The 22,160-nt window shown below is 42.1% G+C and carries 19 protein-coding genes; 9 read left to right on the forward strand and 10 right to left on the reverse strand.

From position 1 onward, the window contains the following. Window positions 1–79 precede the first annotated feature (79 nt). The 7 genes from PDL71_RS03050 to lptB all read right to left on the reverse strand — a co-directional run bounded on the left by PDL71_RS03050 (window position 80) and on the right by lptB (window position 7,362). Entirely contained in the window at window positions 80–379 is a 300-nt protein-coding gene (locus PDL71_RS03050; RefSeq protein ID WP_407525154.1) for a hypothetical protein, read from the reverse strand. Between the two features lie 93 nt (window positions 380–472). Beyond that, on the reverse strand, window positions 473–1,228 hold the full coding sequence (fabG, locus tag PDL71_RS03055; RefSeq protein ID WP_407525157.1) for a 3-oxoacyl-[acyl-carrier-protein] reductase: 756 nt from the start codon (window positions 1,226–1,228) through the stop codon (window positions 473–475). Between the two features lie 35 nt (window positions 1,229–1,263). After that, a complete protein-coding gene (locus PDL71_RS03060) occupies window positions 1,264–2,211 on the reverse strand; it encodes a phytanoyl-CoA dioxygenase family protein (RefSeq protein ID WP_407525160.1) in 948 nt (315 codons plus the stop codon). 47 nt (window positions 2,212–2,258) lie between these two features. Continuing rightward, the gene (locus tag PDL71_RS03065) at window positions 2,259–4,130 is read right to left on the reverse strand and encodes an LTA synthase family protein (protein ID WP_407525163.1); all 1,872 of its coding nucleotides are present in this window, start codon (window positions 4,128–4,130) and stop codon (window positions 2,259–2,261) included. Beyond that, window positions 4,127–4,915, reverse strand: coding sequence for a glycerophosphodiester phosphodiesterase (locus PDL71_RS03070; protein ID WP_407525166.1), 789 nt, complete (start codon window positions 4,913–4,915; stop codon window positions 4,127–4,129). The genes PDL71_RS03065 and PDL71_RS03070 overlap by 4 nt, the downstream gene beginning before the upstream one ends. 56 nt (window positions 4,916–4,971) lie before the next feature. Further along, on the reverse strand, window positions 4,972–6,486 hold the full coding sequence (locus PDL71_RS03075; RefSeq protein WP_407525168.1) for a GH3 auxin-responsive promoter family protein: 1,515 nt from the start codon (window positions 6,484–6,486) through the stop codon (window positions 4,972–4,974). 57 nt (window positions 6,487–6,543) lie between these two features. After that, window positions 6,544–7,362 (reverse strand): LPS export ABC transporter ATP-binding protein, encoded by an 819-nt coding sequence (gene lptB / locus PDL71_RS03080; protein WP_407525171.1) that lies wholly within the window; start codon window positions 7,360–7,362, stop codon window positions 6,544–6,546. Between the two features lie 243 nt (window positions 7,363–7,605). On the opposite strand from lptB, the gene PDL71_RS03085 reads away from it, so the two are divergent. Then, window positions 7,606–8,559 carry a methylenetetrahydrofolate reductase gene (locus PDL71_RS03085; RefSeq protein WP_407525173.1) on the forward strand — a complete coding sequence of 318 codons (954 nt, stop codon included), beginning with the start codon at window positions 7,606–7,608 and terminating at the stop codon, window positions 8,557–8,559. Window positions 8,560–8,614: 55 nt separating this feature from the next. On the opposite strand, the gene PDL71_RS03090 is transcribed toward PDL71_RS03085, so the two are convergent. Beyond that, on the reverse strand, window positions 8,615–10,531 hold the full coding sequence (locus tag PDL71_RS03090; RefSeq protein WP_407525176.1) for a peptidylprolyl isomerase: 1,917 nt from the start codon (window positions 10,529–10,531) through the stop codon (window positions 8,615–8,617). Between the two features lie 9 nt (window positions 10,532–10,540). After that, window positions 10,541–12,001, reverse strand: coding sequence for a TlpA family protein disulfide reductase (locus tag PDL71_RS03095; protein ID WP_407525179.1), 1,461 nt, complete (start codon window positions 11,999–12,001; stop codon window positions 10,541–10,543). 100 nt (window positions 12,002–12,101) lie between these two features. On the opposite strand from PDL71_RS03095, the gene rlmD reads away from it, so the two are divergent. The 8 genes from rlmD (at window position 12,102) to PDL71_RS03135 (ending at window position 20,985) form a co-directional block, all read left to right on the forward strand. After that, entirely contained in the window at window positions 12,102–13,559 is a 1,458-nt protein-coding gene (rlmD, locus tag PDL71_RS03100; protein WP_407525181.1) for a 23S rRNA (uracil(1939)-C(5))-methyltransferase RlmD, read from the forward strand. A 46-nt stretch (window positions 13,560–13,605) separates the two neighbouring features. Continuing rightward, window positions 13,606–14,310 (forward strand): rhomboid family intramembrane serine protease, encoded by a 705-nt coding sequence (locus tag PDL71_RS03105; RefSeq protein ID WP_407525184.1) that lies wholly within the window; start codon window positions 13,606–13,608, stop codon window positions 14,308–14,310. A gap of 19 nt (window positions 14,311–14,329) precedes the next feature. Further along, window positions 14,330–15,256 (forward strand): rhomboid family intramembrane serine protease, encoded by a 927-nt coding sequence (locus PDL71_RS03110; protein ID WP_407525187.1) that lies wholly within the window; start codon window positions 14,330–14,332, stop codon window positions 15,254–15,256. Next, window positions 15,256–16,392, forward strand: coding sequence for an endonuclease/exonuclease/phosphatase family protein (locus PDL71_RS03115; protein ID WP_407525189.1), 1,137 nt, complete (start codon window positions 15,256–15,258; stop codon window positions 16,390–16,392). Before PDL71_RS03110 ends, PDL71_RS03115 begins: the two co-directional genes overlap by 1 nt. A gap of 131 nt (window positions 16,393–16,523) precedes the next feature. Further along, window positions 16,524–18,017 (forward strand): cysteine--tRNA ligase, encoded by a 1,494-nt coding sequence (gene cysS, locus PDL71_RS03120; RefSeq protein ID WP_407525192.1) that lies wholly within the window; start codon window positions 16,524–16,526, stop codon window positions 18,015–18,017. 145 nt (window positions 18,018–18,162) lie between these two features. Then, window positions 18,163–19,140, forward strand: a complete 978-nt coding sequence (locus tag PDL71_RS03125) for a fasciclin domain-containing protein (protein ID WP_407525194.1) — start codon at window positions 18,163–18,165, stop codon at window positions 19,138–19,140. A gap of 53 nt (window positions 19,141–19,193) precedes the next feature. Continuing rightward, a complete protein-coding gene (locus tag PDL71_RS03130) occupies window positions 19,194–20,255 on the forward strand; it encodes a sensor histidine kinase (RefSeq protein WP_407525197.1) in 1,062 nt (353 codons plus the stop codon). Continuing rightward, on the forward strand, window positions 20,236–20,985 hold the full coding sequence (locus PDL71_RS03135) for a LytR/AlgR family response regulator transcription factor (protein WP_407525200.1): 750 nt from the start codon (window positions 20,236–20,238) through the stop codon (window positions 20,983–20,985). The genes PDL71_RS03130 and PDL71_RS03135 overlap by 20 nt, the downstream gene beginning before the upstream one ends. Here PDL71_RS03135 and PDL71_RS03140 read toward each other — a convergent pair. Beyond that, window positions 20,982–22,160 (reverse strand): glycosyltransferase family protein, encoded by a 1,179-nt coding sequence (locus PDL71_RS03140; RefSeq protein WP_407525203.1) that lies wholly within the window; start codon window positions 22,158–22,160, stop codon window positions 20,982–20,984. The genes PDL71_RS03135 and PDL71_RS03140 overlap by 4 nt on opposite strands.

Consider the following 22,160-nt stretch of genomic DNA (forward strand, 5'->3'; position numbering starts at 1 on the left):
ACAGGAAGCTAAGCATCAATGCTGCTTTGTTATAGCATATTAAAAGGGTTAAAAAAGAAAGAATAGGGAATGGTGGCTGTTAAACAATATTGGGAGGTCGTGTTTCTACATCATCAGAAAAGCGGGAATACATCTGTTCCGCCCAATGAATTACCTGGGTGATGCGGAGTTCTGTGAGCGCTATTTGTTCCTCGTGGCTTAAGGTTGCAATATGTTTTTGCAGTTCCTCAGTAAAACTGGGAGCGGTGGGGTTGTCATTGTGCGGTAGTTCTTCATTCATCTGCTGGCTTTGATACATAGTTGTACTGATTTGTGTAAGCGGCAGTAGCTGTATACACATAACCAGGCAAAGCATCAAGCTGATGAATTGTTTCTTCATACCCTCAACAAAAATAAAGGTATAACCACAAGTTGTAAATAAAAAAAAGGTAAAAGCCAAAACCTTTACCTTTTTTTACGATTTGTGCAAGCGTTAAATATTCAAACCGCCACAGGCACTGATGGTTTGCCCCGTTACATAACTGCTTAAATCACTGGCTAAAAAGAGGGTAACATTGGCAATGTCTTCAGCGCTTGCGAAACGTCCTAATGGTATACCTGCTTTATATTTATCACCTGCTTCACCTTCTTTAAGGTAGGAGGTCATATCAGTTTCTACAAAACCTGGAGCTATAGCATTACAGCGGATATTACGGCTGCCCAGTTCTTTTGCTACACTTTTTGTAAACCCGATAACACCTGCCTTGCTGGCGGCATAACTGCTTTGACCGGCATTACCCATTTCGCCAATCACAGAGCTCATGTTGATGATGCTTCCGCTTTTGGCTTTCATCATCGGTCTTATCACCTGTTTGGTCATATAAAAAACAGAGTTGAGGTTTACACGGATCACATCTTCCCACTGATCCGGGCTCATACGCAACAATAAGTTGTCTTTTGAAATACCGGCATTGTTGACACAGATATCAATAGTGCCGAACTCTTTCAATACATCATTTACAAAGCTCTCACAGGCTGCAAATTCGCCGGCATTGCTTTGATAAGCTTTTGCTTTTACACCCATGCCCTGCAGTTTGGCTTCAAGGGCACTTGCTTTTTCTTTACTGCTGTCACTAACAAATGTAAAAGCTACATGAGCGCCATGCTCTGCAAATTTGATGGCTACGGCTTCGCCAATGCCACGGGCAGCTCCTGTAACAATAGCAACTTTTCCTTCGAGTAATTTCATATGCATTGATTTGGTTATTTGCAAAGTAAAGTGTTTTATTCCTCCATCAAAGAAGGCCGTTCTGTTATTTCGTGGTATTTCACCACATCTTTTGCATAGTAATGAATCACCATGCTTTTACGGGTAAGATCGGGGTTGGTAACAGGTATGCCGCCATGGATAAGATTTGCATGCCAGATGAGAACGTCTCCCTTCTTTGGAAGAAAAATCTTTTTTTCCAATGGGTTTTTCGAAAGAATATCTTCTACCAGGTCTTCATAGTCAGTATATTCTTTTTGGCCCAGTTTAAAACGGGTGCTGTAGTTTTCAAAATCATCATTAAGCAGGTAAGGAAGTTTATGACTGCCCGGGTAGTAGAAAAGCGGTCCGCTATCCGGATGAATATCTTCCAGTGCAATCCATGCTGCAATAAGATAACCGAGCGGATAGGTAGTCATATGAATGCTGTCACTATGTGCCCGCTGACCACTTCCTTTTACAAAGTTGAGCGTTTGAAAGGGCTGTACTTCTTTACCAAGAATAAAGGATAACAGATCAATCAGCCCCTTATCATGCATCATTTCTTTGATTACCGGAGAATGCCTGTAACCAAACATTACTTTATTATCATGTGTAACAGGTAAATGTTTTTGATGTATGAGGGATGCAACCGCATTGTTTACAGCATCTGCCTGCTCTGCAGTAAAATAATTTTTTATGTGCAGGTAGCCATCTCTGCTCCAGTTCTTTAATTGCTGCTGTACATCTGCACTGAAAGCAGAAAAGCCGGGTTGCTGTTCTGCTACCACTGCTGCATCATTTACATCCAGCCAGGCGCCGGACGTTTTATCAGGAAAATCTTTACTGGAAATAGAATTGTAAAGTGTTTTTGTTACGCCGTATTGCCGGTATGCCTTTTTATTATGTTGTAACCGGCGATAATGAAACAGGTTGTTGATCCAATGCGCCAGTTTATATTCTTTTAATTTGCTTCTTATGTTCATGCTCAAAAGGTTAGCCGCAAAGGTAACAGTTACGCTTTTGTAATGATTTAATGCGGCAGATGATTGGTATCAGCCAGTTTATTATTCCTGAAAAGATAATCGTAGTACTGAATAAAACTTCTTGCTGTTTTTAAAGTTGCAGTAGTATCAACAGGCGTGCCGGCATTAAACTTTACACGGCTTATTTTATCATTCGTTACATCAAAATACAATTCAGTATCAGTGGTGGTGAAGAGTAAAAGACCGGGCCATTGTTTTACAGCAACCGTCCATTGCCGTTCCGGTTGCAGGTTGAGCACACTACTGCCAAATGAATTGAATTTATGAGTATAACCGGTGAGATGCATTAGTGTAGGAAAGATGGACAACTGATCTGTTACACCTGTAATTGTTTGTTTGAGACTGCCATCCGGTTTATAAATAAATAGCGGAATCTGGTAAATACCGCTTCCATCTGCTTTTAAAGTAGGATCTTCTTTGTTCCAGTGATCGGCTGTAAAAACAAACAGGGTGTTATTATACCAGCTGCTTTTCTTTGCTTCTTCAAAAAATAATTGCAGGGCACGGTCCAGAAAGCTTACCGATTGTGCAGCGGCTGTATTGCCTTTGGGAAAAACAGAACGGTATTTTTCCGGTATCACATAAGGGTAGTGCGTGGAGATATTAAAAACAGTAGTAAAAAATGGTTGCGGTTGTTTGGCTACCTGCTCCACGGTAAAACGAAAAAAAGCAGAATCATTAATACCCCAGTAACCATTATGCTCTGCTTTGTTGCCATAGGCCTCTTCTGAAATATAATGATCCACCCCAAAACGACGGGTGAGTTTTTCCAAGCCAAAATGATCTTTGCCGGCACCATAATAAAAGTAAGTACCGTAACCACGTTCTTTAAAAACAGCGGGCATGGCTCTTGTAAAGTTGAGATAGTAAGGTGAGTTATCAATGTTATAATCATACAAGGCAGGAATACCGCTGAGTACCGCCTGTATTCCGTTTACTGACATCGAACCATTCGCATAAGCATTGGTGCAAACAAGACTGTTGCTCATGAGTGTATCTAAAAAAGGAGTGGAAGCTTTTTGGGGATCGCCTTTTTCCAGGTAGGCCCTTGATACACTTTCCATGATAAACAAAACCACATTGTACTTTTTTTCTTCAATGGCCGGTAGTTGCTGTACAAAAGGAACTGTTTTAGTAACAGTATCGAACGGATAAAACTGTTTTGGGTTTCCCCAATTGTTTCCAGGCGATTTAAAAGCCGAGTACAAGAAGGTTTGAAGCGTATTGGTCACAATACTGGAATAGTTGGCATTGGTGTAAAGTGAAACTGACAAAGGTGAAAGAGGTCTTGCATTCCATCCACGGATGCAGATAAACAGGAAAAGAAAAACGGGTAGAAAGAGCAGTGTATGTTTAACAGGAAAAGCAGTGCTGACTTTTAACCGTGCTGTAAAACGCCTGAGCAAAAAATGAACACCAACTACCAGGACTAAAGCCATCGCAAAGAGACCGGCATAAGCCAAAGGGGCTGTTTTAAAAACACGCAGGCTATCTGCTGTAAACTGCAGCATTTCTATGGAGCTTCTTTGAAAACTGAATGCATAATAACCGGTATCAAATAAACTGAGGGATATCAAAACAAAAAGAAGCACTTTCAAAAGCAGCAACATCAACTGCAACCATCTTTTGTTAGCAGTTACAAGGTATATGGTATAAAGAAGTAAGCAGGGGAGCAAAATAAGTGCTACAGAGGAAGCATCAAACCTGCTGCCTGCCATGAATACACTCATCTTCTCTTTCAGGTTTGCTGCAGGAAAAAAGCGCCGGTTAAAGGTCCAGAAAATAATACGCAGCATCAGCATTAAACCCATGCACAAGGTAAAAACCATAACAAATGAGTAGAGCAGCTTTTTTTTCATGGCGTTAATGAGTTTAAATAATAATCTGCATCTACCAGGAATACTTTAATGGATGAAGGTGTTTGGGTTTCTTTTTTAATGATTGTTGCAGGGGCATCAAATAAATAAAGCGGCAGACCATTGAACCGCTGTTTGAAATCTTCATCATACATTGAATAACCGGTAGTGAAGCCATCAAAATTGCTGCAGGCAATGAGTGTTTTAATATATATAAGCTTTAACCATTTGGCAGGAAAGCTGCGGTTGTATTGAATCCAGTACAAGGTTTGAATGGTTCCTTTTTTAAACTTCCGGAGCGCCGCACCGTTTCCGCTTTCTACAAATAGTTTTTGACCGAGGTTGTATTGCTCTGCCATCTGCAATAATGCCTGTTCAGCCTGTTTCCTGTTGGTATTGGTTAGATTTTTGAAATCAATCCAGTAAGAAACCGAATCCTTAAAACGGGCCAGCAGTTCCTCTAATTTTAAAACAGAATCTTTGGTTTTCACCGGCAGGTCATGTGTTACTATAAAACATTGCTGTTGTTCCTGCCAGTAAACATCCGTTTCAATGCCTGTAACACCATTACGGATTACATGCTCAAATGCAGCAATACTGTTTTCAGGTAATGCAAGCTTATTAAATCCCCGGTGACTCCAGTATTCAGTGGTATAAACCTGCTTGCTTTTTTTATTGGCAAAAAGCCATTCAATTACACTTGCATAGATTGCCAGCAATACCGCTGCTATCAATACAATGCGTGTAATTTTTTTTACAATCAACAAAAATGAGTTTGTTGCTGCCATTACTGAACAAAAATACCGGGTAAACAGATTGACTGTTGCAGGTTGATTAAGAAGTATTATTTAGAAGTGATGCTTTGCAGAATTTCTTCGAGAATCTTACGATCATTATTGAGGCGGGGAATTTTATGCTGCCCACCCAGCTTTCCTTTTTGCTGCAGCCATGCATTGAAGCTGCCTTTGGGAACCGGTTTTACAAACGGTAAACGAAGCGCCATGTTTTTATGACGTTTGGCTTCATAATCACTGTTCAGGTTTTTGAGTGCCGTATCCAGTTCGTACACAAAATCATTTAATCCCACCGGATCTTTTTCAAATTCAATAAGCCATTCATGAGCGCCTGTGCTGTCGTGGTTAAAATAAACAGGAGCGGCTGTATAATCATTCACCACAGCACCTGTTTGCTCACAGGCTATGGCAATGGCACGGTCTGAATTATCAACAATCACTTCTTCACCAAATGCATTGATGTAATGCTTTAAGCGGCCACTTACTTTGATGCGATAGGGATTTACAGAAGTAAACTGAACGGTATCGCCAACAATATAACGCCACAACCCACCATTGGTGCTGATGATGAGTGCATAGTTTTTTCCGATTTCAACTTTGTTTAGCCCAATTGTATGAGGAAATTGCTTGCCATATTCTTCAATGGGCATAAACTCGTAAAAAATACCATGGTCTGTAAACAGTAACATGCCATCAGCATCCGGTTCATCCTGTGCAGCAAAGAAACCTTCACTGGCATTATACATTTCCAGGTAGTTGATGGGTTTGCCGATGATTTGTTCAAACTGCTCACGGTAGGGTACAAAGGAAACACCGCCGTGCAGGTACAGTTCCATCTGCGGCCATACTTCGCTGATGGATTGTTTACCGGTGAGCTCCAGTATTTTTCTGAAGAGCACCAAGGTCCATGTGGGCACTCCGGAAATGGAAGTAACGGGATCTTTGATAGTATTTTCGGCCAGCATCTGGATCTTGGTTTCCCACTCATCCATCAGGGCAATATTTAAACCCGGTGTACGGATCCAGTTACTCCAGAAAGGAGCATTTTGCATTAATACCGCACTCAGGTCACCAAACTGTATGGTTTCATTTACCTGGCTGATGGTGTGACTGCCACCAATGACCAATCCTTTGCCGGTTAACAAATCGCTGGAGGGGAAATTGTTGTAATAAAGAGTAAGTACATCTTTGGCCGCTTTATAATGTCCATCCTGCATGCTTTCTTCACTCACGGGAATGAACTTACTTTTATCGCTGGTTGTACCGCTGCTTTTAGCAAACCAGCTAATGGGAGTGGGCCAGAGTACATTTTCTTCGCCCTGCATCATCCTTTCAATGAAGGGTTTCAGGTCTTCATATTCGCTTACCGGAACCGTATTTTTAAAATCTCTTACACTGAAGAGTTTTGAAAATTGATGCTGATGCCCAAACTGTGTGTATTGTGCCGTTGTAACAATATCCTGCAATACTTCCCGCTGGGCAGCAACCGGATTTTGAATCCAGCTTTCTATGCGCCACATTCGTAAACGGGCCAGTCTTGATATGGCAGGGCTCAGCAGTTTCATGTTGTAGACTACGGCAAGATAAAAGAAAGCCGCAAAAAGGCAAAACCTGCCTGCTATTTAAACGGTAATATCTACCTCCGGGCTGTTTCCGGCGCCTGAAGCGGCTCTGTTAACGCTTTCAATTGCTTCTTCATGGAGATAATCTTTCCGCTTTAACTCAAAATTGCGGCCGAGGTATAAGCGACGCACCTGTTCATCCTGCGCCAGTTCTTCTGCCGTTCCATGTTTAAAGATTTTACCTTCAATCAGCAGGTAAGCACGGTCACAAATGGAAAGGGTTTCTGTTACATTATGATCGGTAATAAGAATGCCGATGTTTTTATACTTGAGACGGGCCACCACACTTTGAATATCTTCAACCGCAATAGGATCTACCCCGGCAAAAGGTTCATCCAGCAGAATAAATTTAGGGTCTACTGCAAGTGCACGGGCAATTTCTGTACGGCGGCGTTCGCCACCACTCAAACTATCACCCATATTTTTCCGCACGTGGTGGAGACGGAATTCTGTGAGCAGTTCTTCCAGTTTCTGCTGCTGTTCTTCTTTACTCAGCTTGGTCATTTCCAGTACTGCAGCAATATTTTCTTCAACCGTGAGTTTACGGAATACACTGGCTTCCTGGGGGAGGTAACCGATACCCATCTGGGCCCTTTTATACATCGGCAGCTTAGTAATGTTTTCATCATCCAGGAAAACTTCACCTTCATCCGGCTTAATAAAGCCAACCACCATGTAAAATGTGGTGGTTTTACCGGCGCCGTTGGGTCCTAATAATCCCACAATCTCTCCCTGCTTTACGGATATACTTACCTGGTTAGCTACCGTACGGTTGCGGTAGCGTTTTACTAAACTGTTTGTATGAATGGTTAAACTCAAAGCCAAAGGTTTGGTTGCGAAAATACCGTATTCCTGTTCAAGAGTTGCTGTAAAAATGTGAAAGAAGAAGTAATATTCCTTTGTTTACCGCTCCTGCTTTTTTAAGTTTGCAGGCATTGGTAAAACAAACGGGGTTAACCCGGGCTTACCGGTTGCAGACCTCTCCTCTTCAGTTACAGGAAATGCGTGCCGCAGACAGAAACAAAAAGAAAGGGGCTGAAACAATCAAAACAAACAGCAAACATGAAGGTTACGGAACACATTGCCCAGGCGAAAGACACACTTGTATCATTTGAAATTCTTCCCCCGCTCAAGGGGAAAACCATCAATTCTATTTATGATCACCTTGATCCTTTAATGGAATTTAAACCCTCGTTCATTAACGTTACCTATCACCGTGCGGAGCAGGTATTCAAGAAAAAACAGGATGGAACCTTTCAAAAAGTGGAGGTACGTAAGCGGCCGGGTACGGTTGGTATTTGTGCAGCTATCCAAAACCATTATAATGTAGATGCAGTTCCACACCTGATCTGTGGCGGCTTTTCAAAAAGGGAAACAGAAGATGCGTTGATTGATCTCAACTTCATCGGTGTGCAGAATGTTTTAGTGCTGAGAGGAGACGCTGCTAAAAACGAAGCCAATTTTGAACCACATCCCGAAGGCAACAGGCTGGCCATAGAACTGCTGCAGCAAACGATCAATCTCAATCATGGTATTTACCTGGAAGATGATATCCGTGATGGCTTCCGGACAGATTTTTGTGCCGGTGTGGCGGGATATCCGGAAAAACATTTTGAGTGTCCTAATATGGAAATAGAAATGCAGCGGCTCAAACAAAAAGTAGATGCCGGTGCTGAATTCATTATGACGCAGATGTTTTTTGATAATCAAAAATTCTTTGCATTTGTAAAACAGTGCCGTGAAATGGGAATTGAAGTGCCGATCATTCCGGGTTTAAAACCTTTAACCACCAAGAAGCAACTCTCTGTAATTCCAAGGACTTTTCATGTGGATATTCCAACTGACCTGAGTAATGAAATTATGAGAGCTAAAACAGATGATGATTGCAAAAAGATAGGAACAGAGTGGTTGATTCAGCAATCAAAAGAACTCAAAGAATTTGGGGTACCCGTTTTGCATTACTATACATTGGGCAGTCCCAAGATTATTTATAATGTAGTGAAGGAGGTGTTGTAGTTGATTAAATAAAGAAGGCGATAAATCATTATCGCCTTCTTTATTATCCTGTAGTTTACTTTAAACTTTTAATCAGCATCTCATTCACTTTCACCGGGTATTTCTTTTTTAACTGGTTGATCCATTTTTCTTCCAGCAATAACTGGTAATCATTAATCACCAATCCTCTCGCCTCATCAAAGCTTCGTTGTTCTTCTCCGGGATATTTTTTAAGAATATAGCAGAAAGAAGCTGAGCCATCATTTTCATTGGTTTCAACAGGTGTAAATAAACCGGGCACTAAATTAGTTCCTGCTTTAACAGGCAATTGCGCATATTCATAACGGCCACTGTCTGCCAGTGCACGACCGCTCATATTATCCATAATTTCTTTCCAGCGTTCCGGGTGTTGCTGCATCATACGCAATGCTTCATGTGCTACCGTTGTATCAGCACAGTTAAAAAGCACCGCATTCACGCTGGGCATCCACTTGTATTTTGATTTATTGTTATTGTAATAGGTAATTAAACCGGCACTGTCGGCAGGAGCTTTACTCCAGATGGTACGTTCCATTACTTCAAATAATAAACTTCCTTCAGCAAACTCTTTTACCTGGTAGTTGAAATCCTCATTCATCTGCTCCAGGCGGTCCTTGTAATACTGCTCTACAGTTTCGTTTACAAATTGTTTGTACAGGTTGCTGAAGTTCTGGTTACTTTGGTTAACCGGCAAGTTGCGTTGCTGACTTTTAGCATACTGCAGCCAATCTGCAATAGTGATGGTTTTTCCTTTCAGCTGAAATAATGGTTTGCTCCGGTTGGCATTAAAGAAGGTTACATAATTTTTTGACTTCAACATTGTATCAGTGAGTTTCCATAATTGCTGTTCCTGAAATGGAAGGGCTTTGTAACCGCAAATGGTTTGCAGACGTTGTTTCAGCATTTCTCTTGCAACATTGATACGGGTATCAGTACTTACTTTGGCATTCCATTCTTCAAAAGCCTGTATGTCATTCAGGTCAACTTTGAAAGGAGTAACAGCAATACGTTGTACAATATGCCAGCCTAAGGAAGTAAGAAAAGGACGGCTTATGTCACCATCTTTTTTTAATCCGAAAGCAACGGAACTGAAGGCCGGATCATAGCTGGTGAATGTAAACTCAGGTAATACGCCACCGGTGTTATAGGAAAACTTATCCGTACTGTATGCAAGCGCCGCATCAGCAAACTTTAATCCGTTTTGCAAAAGTTGATAAACAGAATCAGCTTGTTTTTTGATCGCTTCTTTCTCAGCAGCAGAAGCACCTTGCGGAATTGTAAAAAGAATTTGTGCTGCTTTCAGTTTACCGGCAGTAGCTCTCCGGCTCAGTAATTTAAAAATATGCCAGCCATTGGCACCCGCCACAGGTTTTGAAATGCTTCCGGTTTTTAAACTGTAAACAATATTCTCCAGTTCGTAAGGCAACGAAAACGCAGAGATGTAACCGATGTAACCTGCATTTTTCCTGATAGCTTCATTGGTTGTGTAAGCAGCAACTGTTTTATTAAAATCAGCACCGCCGGTTAATTCTTTATATGATTTTTCAATCTGTGTTTTGGCAGCGGCACTGTCAGCACCATAGGCCACAAATACATGTGCTATTTCCAGTTCTTCAGTAGAGCGTTGTACAGCTTCCTGCACCAGGTCTCTGCTGGAAGTTTGCTGCCGCATGTATTGTTCTACCAGTTGAGCTCTGAACCCGGCTACATCTCCTTTTAATGTGGGCAAAGTGTCCAGCTTACTGTCTTTAGCTGCCTGCACTTTGAGTTTAAAACGGATGTAGAGCTCCAGGTAATCACGAATGGATGTTTCTGATACGGCACCTGTATTGTTTTTGGTATAAGCCCGCCAGAATTCATTCTTACTTACACTGTGCGGACCATAGGTAAAAACAGTTTGTGCAAATGTGCTCACACTGCCAAGCAGTAGTAATGAAAGAAAGAGGTTTCTCATATTTTTTATTTAAGGATGTTTGGGTTGCGTTTGTTGTTGCCTGTAGTTTAAAAACTCTGTTACCTGTTCAGGATTTATTTTTTTGGCAACAATGCGTTTGTCTTTATCCAGCAAATATATTGTGGGTGTTTGATAAACATCATAGGTTTGGCGGAAACCGGGAATGCTCTTCAACCGTTCTTCTTCTCTTGCTTCAAAACCCTGGTACCAATGGCTCCAGCCGGTTAGTTTCTTTTCTTTGATAAAATTCATCCAATGCTGTTTTACTTCGGGCAGTTTGCTTTTCATGCTTCGCACAGAATCAACCAGCACACCTACCACCCGGATGCCTGATTTTTTCCAGGCGGTTTTATACAAACTGTCAATCACCGGAACGGTTTCCTTACAATGGCCACAATCCGGGTCCCAAAATACCAATAACGTATAAGGCGCTTTGATGTTGTACAGCGTTTGTTTGGCATCCAGAGTATCTAGCATCACCAGCTCTGCTGCCGGCTCGCCCACAATATTGCCCATAATACTATAGGCCCGGTTAAAGACCATTTCTTTATCCTTGGGTTCCAGCCAGGTTACCTGGTTGGTTACATAATATTTTTCAAACAGATGAAGAAACACTACATCTAGTCCCATGTACTTGGGATTCATATATTCATTGGTAAACCGGTTGAGGTAATAGCGAAACATAGTGGTACTGGTGCGGCTGTATAAAATGAAACGGTCCACTTCATTTTTAATACTGTCCGGATGGCGGTACACTACATTTTCAAAATAACGGGTGAGCCGTTGTTCAAACATAGGTGTACGAAGCAGGCGTTCATCGCCCGGTGCAATATCTGCCCAGTATTGTTTTTTGTAGTGATACCAGGCAGCAACAGAATCTGCTTTGGAGCTGCCCTTTACTCTGTACTCCGGTTCTTTCATTAAGCGGAATAACAAAGCCAGGTAACTATCCGGGTGGCGCAGGGTAAAACTGTCTCTCCATTGCTGCGCAGCTGCTACCGAGCCATTGATTTTTTGCTGAACGGCGGCACTGTCTTTTTTGGTTTTAGCCTGTGCCAGTTCCTGCTGCCATTGCTGAAAATTGCTGAAGAACTTTGCGGTAGCTTCTTTGTAATTCTCCAGGTAAGCATTTTCAACGGAGCCGGTGATGGATTGAATGGTAAAGGCCGAAGTATCCAACCGCACCTCAAAGTTTTGTTCCTGGTCTATCAGTAAATCTGTAAAGCGTTGTTTCTGATCATCCACTAAAATATACAGGCCGCCTGTTAGCAGCTTGTCGCCCCGGAAGGTAACAGTTCCATCAGGCTGCAGCGCTGCTGAATCCTGCAGGTACTTTTTATCACCGTAATAATAACCAAGATACAGATAGCCATTCTTTACGGGCCGGTATTGCACCTTAATATGATACCCCTGGCCGTAGCTAAACACAAACAGGATAATGGCAAAAAGAAACAGGATTGTCTTTTTCATACAAAAGGCTAAGTTATTTAAAAATTACAGTGTGGTTGTTAATGAATTACTTATTCCATGACGTAACGAAGTGCAAAACGGTTTCAACTACCTTTGCGCCGTGAAAAAGAAAAAACAAATACGCATACTGCCACAGGTATTAGTGCAGGATTATGCAGCGGAAGGACGCTCACTGGCGAGGGTTGACGGAAAAGTGATTTTCATTGAAGGTGCTGTACCGGGCGATGTGGTAGATGTGCAGTTAGGGAAGAGCAAAAAAGACTGGGCTGAAGGCAAAGCCATTCACTTTCATAGTTTATCTGCAGCAAGGGTGCAACCTTTCTGCAGTCATTTTGGATTATGCGGCGGTTGTAAATGGCAAATGCTGCCTTATGCCGAGCAGATACAATACAAACAAAGAGAAGTAGAACAGAATTTAAAGCGCATTGGCGGTATTGAGTTGCCGCCGCTGAAACCCATTGTGGGTGCAGATGCTACTAAGTATTACCGCAATAAGCTGGAATTCACCTTCAGCAGCAAACGTTATTTAACCAGGGAAGAACTGCAAAAGCAGGATGAAGAAAGGGAAAAGCATATTGCTTCCGGGGCAGATATGCCTTTCACCCCTTCAGGGGATGGGGACGCTCTTGGGTTTCATGTGCCTAAAATTTTTGATAAGGCTATTGACATTGAAACCTGCTACCTGCAACCGGAGCCGAGTAATGCCATCCGCAACTTTGTGCGGCAGTTTGCAAAAGATCATCAGTTTAACTTTTATAATATCAAAGAACATACGGGCTGGTTACGTACCATGATCATCCGTACTTCTTCTACCGGCGAAGTAATGGTAAACATCACATTCGGTTATGATGATGTGCCCAGCCGCACTTTATTATTTGATGCGCTCATTCATGCGTTTCCTGAAATAAGCACCCTGTTGTACACCATCAATCCAAAATGGAACGACAGCATATTTGATCTTACGCCGCAGGTTTACTCCGGCAAAGGATTTATAACCGAGAAGCTGGATGAGTTTGTTTTTAAAATCAGCCCTAAGTCTTTTTTTCAAACCAATACCCGCCAGGCCGAGCAGTTGTACCGCATTACACGGGAGTTTGCACAGCTCAACGGTACGCAAACGGTTTATGATCTGTATTGCGGTACAGGCAGCATTGGTATTTTTTGCAGTAAAGGAGCCCGTAACATCATCGGCGTGGAAACCATTGCCGAAGCTATTGAAGATGCCAAAGAAAATGCAGCACTCAATGGGTTAACACATACGCAATTTTATGCAGGTGATGTGATTGATATCTGTAATGATGATTTTTTTGCAGCTCATGGCCGGCCGGATGTAATTATTACCGATCCGCCCCGTGCAGGTATGCATGAAAAGCTGGTGAAAAAGTTATTGGATATAGAGGCGCCCCGCATTGTATATGTAAGCTGTAATGTAGCCACACAGGCCCGTGATTTACAGTTGCTCAATGAAAAGTATGTGGTAGAGCAGCTGCAGCCTGTTGATTTATTTCCGCATACACATCATATTGAAAATGTAGCGGCACTGGTTTTAAGAAAATAAAAATGGGCCACATCGGGTAGTCTTACAAGAAAAATTAAATTTGTGTATGTCGTATTTCAATTCAGGCAATCGTGTTCAAGGTAATACACCTATTGTAACCAATCTTATCATTATTAATGTTCTGGTTTATCTGGCTCAATTGTTCTTTAAACAAATTGATGTAACAGAACTCGGGTCTCTGCATTATTATAAATCAGAAAAATTTTATCCCGTTCAAATTGTTTCAGCAATGTTTTTGCATTCGCCGCAAACAATCATGCATATCGTTTTTAACATGTTTGGGCTTTACATATTCGGCTCCATTCTTGAACGGTTTTGGGGTAGCAAACGATTTCTTTTTTTCTATCTGATATGTGGAGTGGGTGCTTCAATTTTAGAACAGTTTACTATTCCTTATACAGTTGAACGTATCGTTCGCTCTTTAGATATCCATGAGCAGGGTTTCAGTATCGCTCAAATAACAGAAGCATATTTACAAGAGTATAGCGCTCTTGGCGCATCAGGGGCACTTATGGGTGTAATGGCTGCATTTGCTTATTTGTTTCCTAACACTGAATTAATGATCTTATTCATTCCTTTTCCTGTAAAGGCCAAATACCTTATTCCCTTTTTTGTTTTGGTTGATTTGTTTGGTGGTATCTATGGAATACCGGGTCTAAACATCGCCCACTTTGCCCATCTCGGCGGGGCCCTCATCGGCTTTTTATTGGTGCTGTACTGGAACAAAAAGAACCGCAGAACGTTTTATTGATATTAAATTGATAAGTGCTATGGCGTATCCTCAAACACAAAAAAAGTCAACTTCTATACTGGGCGACAGCAGTAATCCCCTGCTCATGCTAATTGTGCTCAATGTGCTGGTATTTATTATTCTCAATTTCATCAGCATTGTGTATGTGCTCAGTAACAGTGCCCCGGGTACTTTTGAAGCACAGATCATGCAGTGGTTTGTACTGCCTGCTTCCCTTGAAACGCTGGTAACAAGACCGTGGGTAATCTTGTCGCACATGTTTTCGCAGGTAAGTGTATGGGCGTTGATCGGCAATTTGTTTTTTCTGTGGGCTTTTGGTTACCTGCTACAGGATCTAATAGGCAACCGTCATGTAGTTCCGCTTTATATCTATGGAGCGCTGGCAGGCGCTGTGTTGTTTATTGCCAGCGCCAATATCTTTCCCCGCTTTTATGCCGTTGTGGATACGTTTTCATTTACAGGTGCCGGAGCAGCAGTAATGGCTATTGCCGTTGCCGCTACTACATTGGCTCCCGATTACAGAGTGTTTCCCATGATTAACGGCGGCATTCCACTCTGGGTTATTACGCTTATCTATGTGATCATTGATTTTGCAGGTCTTGCTTCAGTAGCATTTCCGCATCACCTGGCACATTTAGGCGGAGCAGTTATTGGCTATGTGTATATACAACAGGTACGTGGTGGAAAAGATCCCGGTAACTGGATGCATCGTTTGTACCATTGGTTCAATCATTTATTTGATCCGTCCAAACGAAAGCTGAAACCTGTGGTAAAAGAGCAGGTGTTTTATAATACTAAAGGCAAAAAACCTTTCACGAAAACACCTACCGTAAACGAACGGAAGATTGATGAAATCCTGGATAAAATAAGTGAGCACGGTGTAGAGGCACTAACACCTGAAGAAAAAGAAATTCTAAAAAAGGCAAGCGAAAACGACACTCTTTAATGGCCGGCTTTTTCAGAAAGTTTACCAAACAGTTGATCATAGGCAGCAATTTGCTGGTGAGCATGGCTATGCTGCTCCTTTACCTGCTGCCGGTAGCTGATCCCAACCGTTTCTGGTTTTTGAACCTGCTGGCACTTGCATTTCCGTTGCTGGTGATAGTACAACTCGGTTTTTTGGTATTCTGGTTATTTGCAAAACGCAAACTTGCATGGATTCCGTTCCTGAGCTTAGTACTTTGTTATCCCTTACTTCGTTCCACCATCGGCACTACATTTCCCTCAAAGAAAGAAACGGCAGCCGGTTTTACAACCGCTACCTGGAATGTACATCTGCTCGATTTTTATGAATACAACGGGCATCACAGCAGCAGTATGCTGCAAAGCATCAAAGCCTTGCAGGCAGATGTACTGGCCACACAGGAACTGGTGTTTTCGCTGGACAGTAATTCTGAAATGAGCCTTGATAACCTCAAACGAAGATTAGGATATAGCTATGCCGTGGCGGGTAATGACCGGAAATTTGGCGTACATACAAATGGCGGCACCAAAAATGAACGCTATTTCCCTTTTTGTGTGGGCATTTTTTCAAAGTACCCCATTCTGCAATGGCAAAAAGTACAAACCCTGCGGGAGTACAATCACACATTTATCTGGGCTGATATTAAAGTAGGAACTGATACCATCCGTTTTTTCAATATTCATCTGCAAAGCATGCACTTTGCCCGCAGGGATTATGATTTTATTGAAAACATTGACAACCAGGGCATGCAGCAGGTAAAAAGCACCGGCAAAAGCATCATCCGCAAAATGAAACAGGCCAATGTGCTGCGGGCCCTGCAGATTAAAAGTGTAGAAGAAGAAATTGCTAAAAGTCCGTACCCTGTGATTCTTTGCGGCGACTTTAATGATGTGCCCAATTCTTATGCCTACCAAACCATTCAGTCAAAATTGAATGATACACATGCGGAAAAAGGTTTTGGCATCGGTCGTACGTTTCTTAAACTTTCACCCACATTGCGGATTGATTATATTTTTTGCAGCAAGAGTCTTCAACCTTTAAGCAACAACACAGTTTCCGGCGGAGAAAGTGATCATAAGGCTGTAAAAGTTAGTTTCGCCCTGCCCGTTACTGAATAGCAGGAAATGCTATCTTTGTTTTCATGAAGAATTATTTTCAATCCTTTTGTTGCTGTTGTTGTATTTGCTGTTAATGCAAATACCTACTTTCTCTTTTCAACAACATTTCTTCATTTCCAATTCACATTTATATGTCTCAGTTAAAAGTTTATAATTCGCTCACCCGTCAAAAAGAAGTATTTGAGTCGATAACGCCCGGTCATGTGGGTATGTATGTGTGCGGACCCACGGTAAGCGGCGAAAGTCACCTGGGTCATGCCCGGCCTTATATTACGTTTGATGTGTTGTACCGCTACTTAACGCATATGGGTTACAAGGTTCGTTATGTACGCAATATTACAGATGCCGGCCACTTTGAAGAAGAAGGGCGTGAAGCAGAAGATAAGATCTCTAAAAAAGCGGTGCTGGAAAAACTGGAACCGATGGAATTGGTGCAGAAGTACACCAATTTGTTTCATTGGGCCATGGAGCAGTTCAACACCGTTCCTCCCAGCATTGAACCCACAGCTACCGGTCATATTGTAGAACAGATCGGCATGATTGAAGAAATCATCAAAGCAGGTTATGGGTATGTGGTGAATGGCTCTGTTTACTTTGATGTAAAAAAATATGCAGCATCACATGATTACGGAAAGTTGAGCGGAAGAGTGATGGATGATCTGTTAGAAACAACAAGAGAGCTGGAAGGCCAGGAGGAAAAGCGTGACCGAGCCGATTTTGCACTTTGGAAAAATGCAGCGCCGGAGCACATCATGCGTTGGAAAAGTCCCTGGGGTGTTGGCTTCCCCGGCTGGCATATTGAATGCTCGGCCATGGCCACTAAATACCTGGGAGCACAGTTTGATATTCATGGCGGTGGTATGGATCTGCAGTTTCCCCATCATGAAAGTGAAATTGCTCAAAGCACCATCTGCAATCATACAGCACCTGTTCGTTACTGGATGCATAATAATATGATCACCATCAACGGTAAAAAGATGGGGAAGAGTTATAACAATGTGATCAAGTTAACGGAACTGTTCAGCGGTGATCATCCTTTGCTGGAAAAAGCTTTTCATCCCATGACCATCCGTTTCTTTATTCTGCAAACACAGTACAGAAGCACGCTTGATTTCAGCAATGAAGCGTTGCTGGCAGCAGAAAAGGGATTGAAGCGTTTATGGGAAGCATACGAATGGATACAGAAGTATGAAGTTGGAAGTACAAAGTACGAAGCAGCAGATACAGCGCTGGATAAAAAGGTAAATGATTTGGTTGCTGAGTTTAGTGAGTTTATGAATGATGATCTGAACACTGCTAAAGTGTTGGCCAATATGTTTGAACTGGTGCCGGTGATCAATGGTATTAAAGACAAACATATTGCGGCAGATGCCATCAGCATTTCAACCCTGGCGCACCTGCAACAACAACTGAAATTGTTTACAGAAGATATTTTTGGTTTGAAAGCAGTTAGCGGGGCAGAAGATGATAAGTTCAAAGCAGTGATGGAACTGCTCATTCAAATACGTAAAGAAGCAAAAAGCCGTAAAGATTTTGTAACCAGCGATAAAATTCGCAACGAACTTTCAGCCATTGGCATCCAGTTGAAGGATGAAAAAGACGGCGGTATGAGCTATAGCTTCTGATCATTCACCTGAAAACATTGCAAAGCGGGACAATCGTCCCGCTTTTTTACTATCCACAGGTTACAGTTCACTCCTTTTTTTCTGCAGTTCACTCCCGGAGCGGCTCTTTGCCGCTGCTTCTGCTGTTGTTAAAAGAAAAAAGGTTATGAAAAAAACATTCTTGTTCCGTTTTGCAACAGCTGGCTTACTCACTGTTGCACTCTCTGCTTCAGTTATCAGTTGTAAAAAGAAAGAAGATCCTCCGGCGCCCAATACGGTTGTAAATGTGGTGGTGAACAATGGCTATTCTACATTGGCTACATTAGTAACCAATGCCGGATTGGTGCCTACTTTAAATGGTACCGGTCCCTTTACCGTTTTTGCTCCTTCTAACGCTGCCTTTACCGGTGTAACTGCACCTACCGGCGCTGCTCTCACAAATCTTTTAACATATCATGTTATTTCCGGACAGGGTTTAACTGCTGCCCAGGTAATTGGTTTAAGTAATGGTAACCTTATTAAGGTAACTATGGCTAACGGAGATTCAGTGTTTGTAAAAGCAAGTAATGCCGGTGGCGTATTTGTAAATGGTATACAGGTTACAACTCCTAATCTTACAGGTACAAATGGTGTAGTTCATGGTATCGGAAGAATTTTGGTTCCACCAGCCGGTAATATTGTACAAACAGCTCAGTCAGTAACCGGTGGTCCTGCTGCCTTTGATTCATTAGTAAAAGCAGTCGTTCGTGTAAGTACCGGTGCAACAGGTGCTGACAATATCCTGGATGTTCTTTCTAACACTAATGCACTTACCGTATTTGCTCCAACTAACCAGGCATTTGCCGATTTGTTTGCAACTGCCGGCTTCCCCTTCCGCCAGATCAATGAGATTCCTGTCGATCTTTTGCGTACCGTACTCCGTCACCATGTAGTTACAGCACGTGCCTTTTCCAATGATTTGGCAAATGGTAATCTTGGTATGGCCAATGGTTCCAATGCCACCGTTGCTGGTGTTGGCACTGCCGCCATTACCATTGATGGCTCAGGCACTGTTTTCAATAACGTACCGGCAGGCATCGTAGGCACCAATATTATGGCCCGCAACGGCGTGGTTCATGTAATAAGTAAAGTATTGATACCATAAGATACCTTATGTAAAAACCACCAGCCCTGAACCTTAGGGCTGGTTTTTTTGTTATGAACTATTCAGTGTTTTTTCAAAACAAATACCGCTATTGGTTTATCCTGGCACTGGCTACATACACGTATGTAAACACAGCCGTGTGCCGGGTGTACGACTATTTCCAGATGCCGATAGAGTGGTACCAGGCCTATCTCAGTATTATCCTTATTACGCTGATTACCTGGGAGTGGAGCCGCATTAACCAGCCTTTTTTTGAGCGTTGGTTTGATGGTGAAAAAAATATTATCAAACGCCTGGGTTTGTTTTTTGTATTTGGCTTGCTGGGCAGCATCATTTTCACCTGCATGATTGTAGTTGCGTTTGAACACTGGGTACTCCACATACCGATGAGCCTGGATAATCCTTTAAAGCTTACACTCACCTATACTTCTCTCATCAATTTGCTTTTTCACCTGGTGAATGCGGTAGTGTTTTTTATGGGTAAGTATAAAAGCAAACAACTGGAGGCAGAAGAACTCTTGCGGATGAACACACAGGCGCAGCTGCAAAGCATCCGGTCCCAGATCAACCCGCATTTTCTTTTCAACAATCTCAACGTTTTATCGTCTTTGGTGTTAAAAGACAAAGAGGAGGCCAATTCATTCATCGAAGCTTTTTCTAAAGTGTATCATTATATTTTAAGAAACCAGGATAAAGAGTTGATTGAATTGCAGAAAGAAATTGAATTCTTACAGCCTTATGTGTATTTGCTGCAGCAGCGCTTTCCGCACAGTGTGGAGTTGAAAACAGAAATTGATGAGCGCTGGAAAAATACCTATGTAGTACCTGTGGCTTTACAAATGCTCGTGGAAAATGCCATCAAGCATAATGTACTTTCTTCCAACAGACCATTGGAAATAAAAATCAAAGCCAATGGTACCAATGATCTGGAAATAACGAATAATCTGCAACCTAAGTTAACAAAGGAACCCTCCTCCAACATTGGACTGAGTAATATCAGTCAGCGTTACGAACTCATCACCGGAAAGCAAATTAAAGTAAACAGTAACGAAAAAGAGTTTAAAGTTTCTTTACCATTAATTGAAGTAAATGCCTATGAAAGTAGTAATCATTGAGGATGAACAACTGGCTGCAGAACGGTTAGTGTACCTGCTCAACCAGTGTGAGCTAAAGGTAGAAATCGTTAAGCATCTTTTCTCGATTGAAGAAAGTGTGCAATGGTTGCGGCAGCATCCGCATCCTGATCTGTTGTTCCTGGATATTCAACTGGCAGATGGTTTTTGTTTTGAAATTTTCAAACAGGTGGAATACACCAACCCTGTCATCTTTACTACTGCTTACAATCAATATGCATTAGATGCTTTCCAGTTGTTTAGTATTGATTACCTGCTCAAGCCGGTAACAGCAACTGCTTTACAGGCTGCTTTGCAAAAATTAAAACAGATTCAAACACCTGCAGTTGTTAACTACCGGCAGTTGACAAATGTGTTTGAAGATGCTTCTTTTAAATCACGGTTCCTGGCACGTGCCGGACAAAAAATGTTTTTTGTAGAATCTAACGAAGTGCAGTATTTCCAGGCAGATGATAAGATTGTGTTTTTGGTAGATAAAGAAGGCAATCGTTTAGTAGTGGATTATACCCTTGAAAAACTACAGGAACTTTTAAACCCCAAAGAATTTTTCCGTTTGAACCGGCAGGTGATTGCACGCTATACATCCATTGCACAAATTAAACCCTATGTAAACAGCCGTTTGAAATTATTACTTCGCAACGGTTCTAAAACAGAGGAAGTGATTCTGAGTCGTGAACGGGTGCATGATTTTAAACAATGGGCCGAGGCTTAACCATGACCCGGTTGTGGAGCAGTGCCCGGTAAAAAATCAGAAAGCTGAAAGAACGGTTGTTTTGTTTCCTCTTCTTCCATCGGCTGATGTAAAACATCACTCAACACACCCAGCAATAATTTTTTAGTGGTTAAGGCCCATGCAGCAAATTCCTTGTTAGCCTGATGATGCGGCAGATAGTTGAGCAATGCACTTAGATCAAATCCATCAGCATAAATACCGGCTCCTGCTTTAGCGCCATCCCTTGCATTACACCATTGTTCAAAGTGCCCCTGCACCGGCACCATCAAGGCAGGTTTGCCCATATACAAAGCTTCGCATACCGTTTCAAAACCGGCAGTAGTTACCAATGCTTTAGCACCTGCCATATAACGTAGAAACTTCTGATCGTCTAAGGAATGAAAGCAAAGTGTATCATTATACTGCCATTTTCCTTTTACAGTTGCGCTGTCAGTAAAGCAATGAATGGTTGTTTCAGGATTGTCTTTATTCCAGTTGATGATATCCTGCATATATCCGCTGTTAAGCAAATAAACCAGCAAGTGCTCACCTTCATACAATTCCTGTACAGCTACTTCTTTGCGGAGCAATGGAGGAGATACAATGATGTTTTTATACACTTGTTGTTGCAAAGGATAAAATGAAAGTGCAACCAGTTTGGAAGAACCTTTGGCAGTAAGTTTTGTGTATTGTTGAATGGCAAACCTGTCGCTGGCATTGCCACCTGCAGGAAACTTAAACTCAGGATGCAGGTATAGAAACTGATGCGCAATGGAAACAATGTTGGGGTGCATGGGTTTGAACATCGAACCCAAGCCAATCAAGGGTTCATAAAAATTCAACACAATATCCGGCTGATGTTGCTGCAACACTTCTTTGATCAACGCAATGCTTTTGCGAAACTGCTTCCATTGAAACAGGTTATGCCGGATTGTTTTTCCGATACGGATGGATTTGTTTTCTTTATCCGTAACAAAGTTGGGACTGGAGTAAGTGATAATAGGCGCTTTGATTCGTTCCTTTACAAACGCCGGAATTTCTCTGCGGCTACTGCTGCCGATTAATACAGCTTTTACCTGGTGACCTCTTTGTGTGAGCATTTCGTACACTGCAATCGCCTGTGTTAAATGACCCCTGCCTTCGCCCTGTACGGCAAATACAAATGTGTTGTTCAT

The sequence above is a fragment of the Lacibacter sp. MH-610 genome (genome assembly GCF_045780045.1).
GTDB lineage: Bacteria > Bacteroidota > Bacteroidia > Chitinophagales > Chitinophagaceae > Lacibacter.

Coding starts and splice junctions, on each gene's coding strand:
- PDL71_RS03115 (WP_407525189.1), top strand. CDS start 15,256: ATGGCCGGCTTTTTCAGAAAGTTTACCAAACAGTTGATCATAGGCAGC.
- PDL71_RS03070 (WP_407525166.1), bottom strand. CDS start 4,915: ATGGCAGCAACAAACTCATTTTTGTTGATTGTAAAAAAAATTACACGC.
- fabG (WP_407525157.1), bottom strand. CDS start 1,228: ATGAAATTACTCGAAGGAAAAGTTGCTATTGTTACAGGAGCTGCCCGT.
- PDL71_RS03105 (WP_407525184.1), top strand. CDS start 13,606: ATGTCGTATTTCAATTCAGGCAATCGTGTTCAAGGTAATACACCTATT.
- cysS (WP_407525192.1), top strand. CDS start 16,524: ATGTCTCAGTTAAAAGTTTATAATTCGCTCACCCGTCAAAAAGAAGTA.
- PDL71_RS03130 (WP_407525197.1), top strand. CDS start 19,194: ATGAACTATTCAGTGTTTTTTCAAAACAAATACCGCTATTGGTTTATC.
- PDL71_RS03110 (WP_407525187.1), top strand. CDS start 14,330: ATGGCGTATCCTCAAACACAAAAAAAGTCAACTTCTATACTGGGCGAC.
- PDL71_RS03075 (WP_407525168.1), bottom strand. CDS start 6,486: ATGAAACTGCTGAGCCCTGCCATATCAAGACTGGCCCGTTTACGAATG.
- PDL71_RS03060 (WP_407525160.1), bottom strand. CDS start 2,211: ATGAACATAAGAAGCAAATTAAAAGAATATAAACTGGCGCATTGGATC.
- PDL71_RS03125 (WP_407525194.1), top strand. CDS start 18,163: ATGAAAAAAACATTCTTGTTCCGTTTTGCAACAGCTGGCTTACTCACT.
- PDL71_RS03085 (WP_407525173.1), top strand. CDS start 7,606: ATGAAGGTTACGGAACACATTGCCCAGGCGAAAGACACACTTGTATCA.
- PDL71_RS03095 (WP_407525179.1), bottom strand. CDS start 12,001: ATGAAAAAGACAATCCTGTTTCTTTTTGCCATTATCCTGTTTGTGTTT.
- PDL71_RS03065 (WP_407525163.1), bottom strand. CDS start 4,130: ATGAAAAAAAAGCTGCTCTACTCATTTGTTATGGTTTTTACCTTGTGC.
- PDL71_RS03140 (WP_407525203.1), bottom strand. CDS start 22,160: ATGAACAACACATTTGTATTTGCCGTACAGGGCGAAGGCAGGGGTCAT.
- PDL71_RS03090 (WP_407525176.1), bottom strand. CDS start 10,531: ATGAGAAACCTCTTTCTTTCATTACTACTGCTTGGCAGTGTGAGCACA.
- PDL71_RS03050 (WP_407525154.1), bottom strand. CDS start 379: ATGAAGAAACAATTCATCAGCTTGATGCTTTGCCTGGTTATGTGTATA.
- PDL71_RS03135 (WP_407525200.1), top strand. CDS start 20,236: ATGAAAGTAGTAATCATTGAGGATGAACAACTGGCTGCAGAACGGTTA.